This is a genomic window from Streptomyces europaeiscabiei, assembly GCF_001550375.1.
Lineage (GTDB): Bacteria > Actinomycetota > Actinomycetes > Streptomycetales > Streptomycetaceae > Streptomyces > Streptomyces europaeiscabiei.
The window spans coordinates 1-4,866 of the sequence record NZ_LRTR01000520.1; the positions used below are offsets into that span (position 1 = coordinate 1).

General features: G+C 73.3%; 3 protein-coding genes and 1 pseudogene. 1 reads left to right on the forward strand and 3 read right to left on the reverse strand.

From position 1 onward, the window contains the following. The 3 genes and pseudogenes from AWZ10_RS25595 to pdxR form a co-directional block, all read right to left on the reverse strand. A pseudogene (locus AWZ10_RS25595) lies at positions 1–667 on the reverse strand (SWIM zinc finger family protein); the annotation flags it as partial. Positions 668–835: 168 nt separating this feature from the next. After that, positions 836–2,431, reverse strand: a complete 1,596-nt coding sequence (locus AWZ10_RS25600; RefSeq protein ID WP_060892099.1) for an alkaline phosphatase D family protein — start codon at positions 2,429–2,431, stop codon at positions 836–838. A 325-nt stretch (positions 2,432–2,756) separates the two neighbouring features. Next, positions 2,757–4,196 (reverse strand): MocR-like pyridoxine biosynthesis transcription factor PdxR, encoded by a 1,440-nt coding sequence (pdxR, locus tag AWZ10_RS25605; RefSeq protein ID WP_060892100.1) that lies wholly within the window; start codon positions 4,194–4,196, stop codon positions 2,757–2,759. Positions 4,197–4,243: 47 nt separating this feature from the next. Here pdxR and AWZ10_RS25610 point away from each other — a divergent pair. Beyond that, positions 4,244–4,866 (forward strand): EamA family transporter (locus AWZ10_RS25610; protein WP_159058332.1); only part of this gene is annotated, 623 nt, incomplete at its 3' end.

Consider the following 4,866-nt stretch of genomic DNA (forward strand, 5'->3'; position numbering starts at 1 on the left):
CGGCGGGCACGACCCACTGGGCGCCCCGTGAGGCCCCGCGCGCGCCCCCACGTGGCAGTGACCGCAGGAACCGCACGGCCTCGGCGGCGGGCAGCTCGGCCCGCAGGTCGAACCCGGCCGCGATCACCTGGGCCTCGGCGAAACCGCGCAGCCAGCGGTCCGGCAGCGGCACTTTCTTCTCCACCACCGGACCGTCCAGTGTGGTCACCGCCAACTCCTGCGGACCGACCCGCAGATGGAGCGGATCGTCCCCGCCGACCCGGGACAGCGCCTCCCGCAACGGGTTGTTGACGTCGACATTGGTCGTGCCGTGCCCGACCTCGCCGCCGTCGAGGCCCGGCTCCAGCACGTCCAGGCGGGCGTAGACCCCGCCGCAGCCCGAGAACGACTCGAACCGCAGCCGGTCCCCGTTGCCCGTCACCACCGGATCCAGCGAGGCCCGCGACTGCTGCTGGTAGTACCGTGCCGCGGCCACGTCGGCCACCGCCAGCAGCCCCGCGGCGGCCACCTGAGGAGAGGTCAGGAAGCCCGTGAAGAACCGCGGATGGTCCTCGACCCCCGTCGGGGTCGCACCCCGCGAGGTCTCGAGACCCAGCCGGTGTCCGCCCGCCACGGACTCCAGCACGGAGGGTCGGGTGTAGGCCACGGCCTGGAAGGATCGCGTCATGGGAAGACCGTAGGAGCGACCACTGACAACCGACCCTGACCTGCGAAAAAGCGACCGTGAGGCGAGGGCCGACGGGCTGTCGATACGGCCGATCGGCGGGCGGCGGGACTGCGGCGGGCGTTGATCGGCGGGACGGCGGCGGGCGGCGATCGGCTCACGCCCTACGCGTCACTGACCGACGAGACCCGGCTGCAGCACCTTCGTGTACAGCACGGTCCCGTCCTGCTCCCGCAGCCGTACCGTCAACTCCCCGCTGTGGCCGTCGATGTCGACCTCGCCGAAGAACTGGTAGCCGCCCGCCGGTGACACGTTCGCCGTGGTCGGTGCCTTCACGAACACCCGCTCGGGGCCGAAGGTGTTGTCCAGCGCGTTCGCCGGGAAGGCACCGGCGTTGAGCGGGCCGGAGACGAACTCCCAGAACGGCTCGAAGTCGGTGAAGGCGGCCCGCGACGGCTGGTAGTGCTGCGCAGAGGTGTAGTGCACATCGGCCGTCAGCCACACCGTGCCGGTGATCTTCCGGTGCTTGACGAACCGCAGCAGCTCGGCGATCTGCAGCTCCCGCCCGAGCGGCGCGCCCGGGTCGCCCTGCGCCACGGCCTCGATGTTCGGCTTACCGTCCCCCGTGTCCGGCACGACCAGACCGAGCGGCATGTCGGAGGCGATCACCTTCCACACCGCGCGAGACCGCGCCAGCTCCCGCTTGAGCCACCGCAGCTGCTCGGCGCCGAGAATACCCACCGGGTCGGTGGTCCGGGTGCCGGGCGAGTTGGCGTTGCGGTACGTCCGCATGTCCAGCACGAACACGTCCAGCAGGGGGCCGTGGCGCAGCACACGGTGCACCCGGCCCTCCCGGGCGCCCGGCCGCAGTGTGGAGATCGGGAAGTACTCGCTGAACGCCCGCCGCGCCCGTGCCGCCAGCACGTCCACGCTCTTCTCGGTGTACCGGGCGTCGGTGAGGATCTCGCCCGGGTACCAGTTGTTGGTGACCTCGTGGTCGTCCCACTGCACGATCGCCGGGACCTGGGCGTTGAACCGCTTCAGGTTCTCGTCCAGCAGGTTGTAGCGGAAGTTGCCCCGGAACTCGGCGAGCGTCTCCGCGACCTTGGACTTCTCCTCGGTGGTGACATTGCGCCAGGTACTGCCGTCGGGGAGCGCCGCCGTCGCCGCGATCGGGCCGTCGGCGTAGATCGTGTCACCGCTGAACAGGAAGAAGTCCGGGTCCAGCGCGCCCATCGCGTCGAAGATGCGGTAGCCGCCGCGATCGGGGTTGATCCCCCAGCCCTGCCCGGCCAGGTCGCCCGACCAGACGAACCGCGCCCCGGAGCGTCGTTTCGGCGACGTCGTACGGAACGTGCCGGTGACCGGCTCGCCGGTGCGGCGCGGGTCGTCCGGGTCGGCGAGCAGTACCCGGTAGTGGATCTGCTCGCCCGACGGCAGACCGCGCAGCCGCGTCGTACCGGTGAAGTCCGTGCCGGCGCCGAGCAGCGGGCCGTGCCATCTGCGCGGGTTGCGGAACGACTCGGTGGCGGACGTCTCGACGATCATCCGCGCCGGACGGTCCGACCGCACCCACACCAGCCCGGAGTGCGCGCTCACGTCCCCGGCCTGCACACCCCAGCCGGCGTTGGGCCGCCCCGACAGGGCGAGCGCCGGCACCGAACCGAGCGCGACGGAACCGGGCAGCGCCAGTGCCGCCGACGCGGCGAGCGAGCCGCGCAGCACGCTGCGGCGACCGGGCAGGGAACTCGGCGGACGGTGTGACATGAATGCGCCTCCAGTGACGGATCCGGCCAATGTGCACAGCCACAACTACTGGTGCGCCGCAGCGCACACGGAAACGACAAGTGAACAACTGACCGGGTGCCGGAGGAAGCACCGACGCCGCGTGAGATCTCGGCAGGGCGTGCGCGTTGTCGGGCGCGGGTGGGTGGGGGCGTCCCGCGCAGTTCCCCGCGCCCCGTTCTCAGGGTCGCGGGGAACTGCGCGACGGGGTCCGGGGCGGGGCCCCGAGTCTGTGACGGGGGCCGAAGGGGCGCGCAGCCCCTGGGGATGGGACGGGTAGGGGCGGCGGGGGCGAGAAGCCCCTGGGTCAGCCGACCGCCGACGCCAGCACCCCCACCCCCTCCCGTATCCGGACCGGAGACAGATGCGCGTACCCCAGAACCAACCGCACCCCCTCGTCCGGCACCCGCCCGTACTGAGCCAGCCCCCGCACCGCGACGCCCGCAGCCGCCGCCCGCTCCAGGAACCGGTCGAGCGGCCCGTACCGATCGGGCAGCGAGACGATGACATGCAGCCCCGCCGCGATCCCGGACACATCCGCCCCGGGAAAGTGTTCGGCGAGTGCGGACACCAGCGCGTCACGCCGCTCCCGATACGCCCGCTGACACCGCCGCAACTGCCGGTCGTAGTCACCCCGCTCCACGAACCGGGCGAAGAGTGCCTGGTCGATGACGGGATGCCCGAGATCCATGGTCCGTTTGCGCTCGACGACCTCCTCCGCCAGCGACGCCGGTACGAGGAGCCAGCCGAGCCGCAACCCGGGCGCGAGGGACTTGCTGACGGACCCGGTGTACGCGACCCGCTCTGGGTCGAGTCCCTGCAGGGCGCCCACGGGCGCGCGGTCGTAGCGGAAGTCCCCGTCGTAGTCGTCCTCCACGATCAGCCCGTCCACCGCCCGCGCCCAGTCGAGCAGTTCGGCCCGCCGCCGCGCGGAGTACGCGATCCCCGACGGGAACTGATGCGCCGGCGTCGTCACCACCGCCCGCACCCCCGACTCCCGCAGCGGCCCGAGGGCGGGCCCCTCCCCGTCCAACGGCAGCGGTACGGTGCCCAGCCCGGCGGCGGCGTACAGCGTCCCGTGCTCGGGGCTGCCCGGGTCCTCGACGCCGACGACGCCCATCCCGCGCGCGTGGAGCACGAATCCGAGCAGGGTCGCGGCCTGGGCCACCCCGGAGACGACGACGATCCGCTCCGGGTCGGCGACCACGCCCCGGCGGCGTACGAGCAGTTCGGCGAGCGCGGTACGCAGCCTGGGCAGTCCGCGCGGATCGGGGTAGCCCAGCGCCTGGTGGGGCAGTTCCGCGAGCACCCCGCGCTGGGCCGCCGCCCACGCGGCACGCGGGAACAGCGACAGGTCAGGTGTCCCGGGCACGAAGTCGGCGCGGGAACCGGGGGAACGCGGAGCGAGATCACGCGCGCGTGGCGGGGCGGCCCGCACGGCGGCGCCCACCCAGGTCCCGGCACCCCGGCCGCTGCGCAGATACCCCTCCGCGACCAACTGCTCGTACGCCTCCGTCACCAGCCCGCGCGACACCCCGAGATCGGCGGCCAGCTCCCGGCTCGACGGCAGCCGCGTGCCCCGCGTGAGCCGCCCCGACCGGATCGCCTCCCGCAGCGCCGCCTGCAACGTACGCCCACGCGCGCGTGCGGGCGCGCCGGCGACCGGCAGCAGCAACTCCCAGGCGGCGGCCCAGGCGACGGACCCCGAGGGATCACCGTCCCGCGCATTGGTCCCCGATGACGTCATGGAAGTGGACCTTAAACCGGGCCGCCCGCCTCCCTAGCGTCACGACCATGAAAGCCACGAGCGCGCGACCCGCCGCCACGAAGGCCGCCGCCACGACCACCACGGCGCCGAACGCCACCAGCCTCCGCGGGGCCCTCCTCACCGCCCTCGCCTGCGTCCTCGTCGGCGGCTCCTTCACCGCCAACAGCGTCCTGGGCGACTACCCGTACGCGGGTGGCCAGTTCCTCCGCTACGGCCTCGCCTGCCTCCTCCTGCTTCCGCTGCTCGGCCGGGGCGGCACGGCACCCCTGCGTCGTCTCACCGCACGCCAGTGGGCGCGGCTGGGGCTGCTCGCGGCGGTCGGCATGGTCGGCTTCAACATCGCCGTGCTCGCCGCCGAACGCACGGCGGAACCGGCGGTGCCAGGGGTCTTCGTGGGCTGCGCCCCGGTGGTCGTGGCCGTCCTCGTACCGTCGCTGGCGGGACGACGTCCCCAACGACCGGTCCTCTACGGGGCGTCGCTGGTCGCGGCCGGCGCGTTCACCGTCCAGGGATGGGGCCGTACGGACGGCCTGGGCATCGCCTTCTCGGTGTGCGCGCTGGCGGGCGAGGTCGGCTTCGCGGTGCTGGCGGTGCCGGTGCTGCGGCCGCTCGGACCGAGGCTGCTGTCGGCGACCGTGTGCGCGGTCGC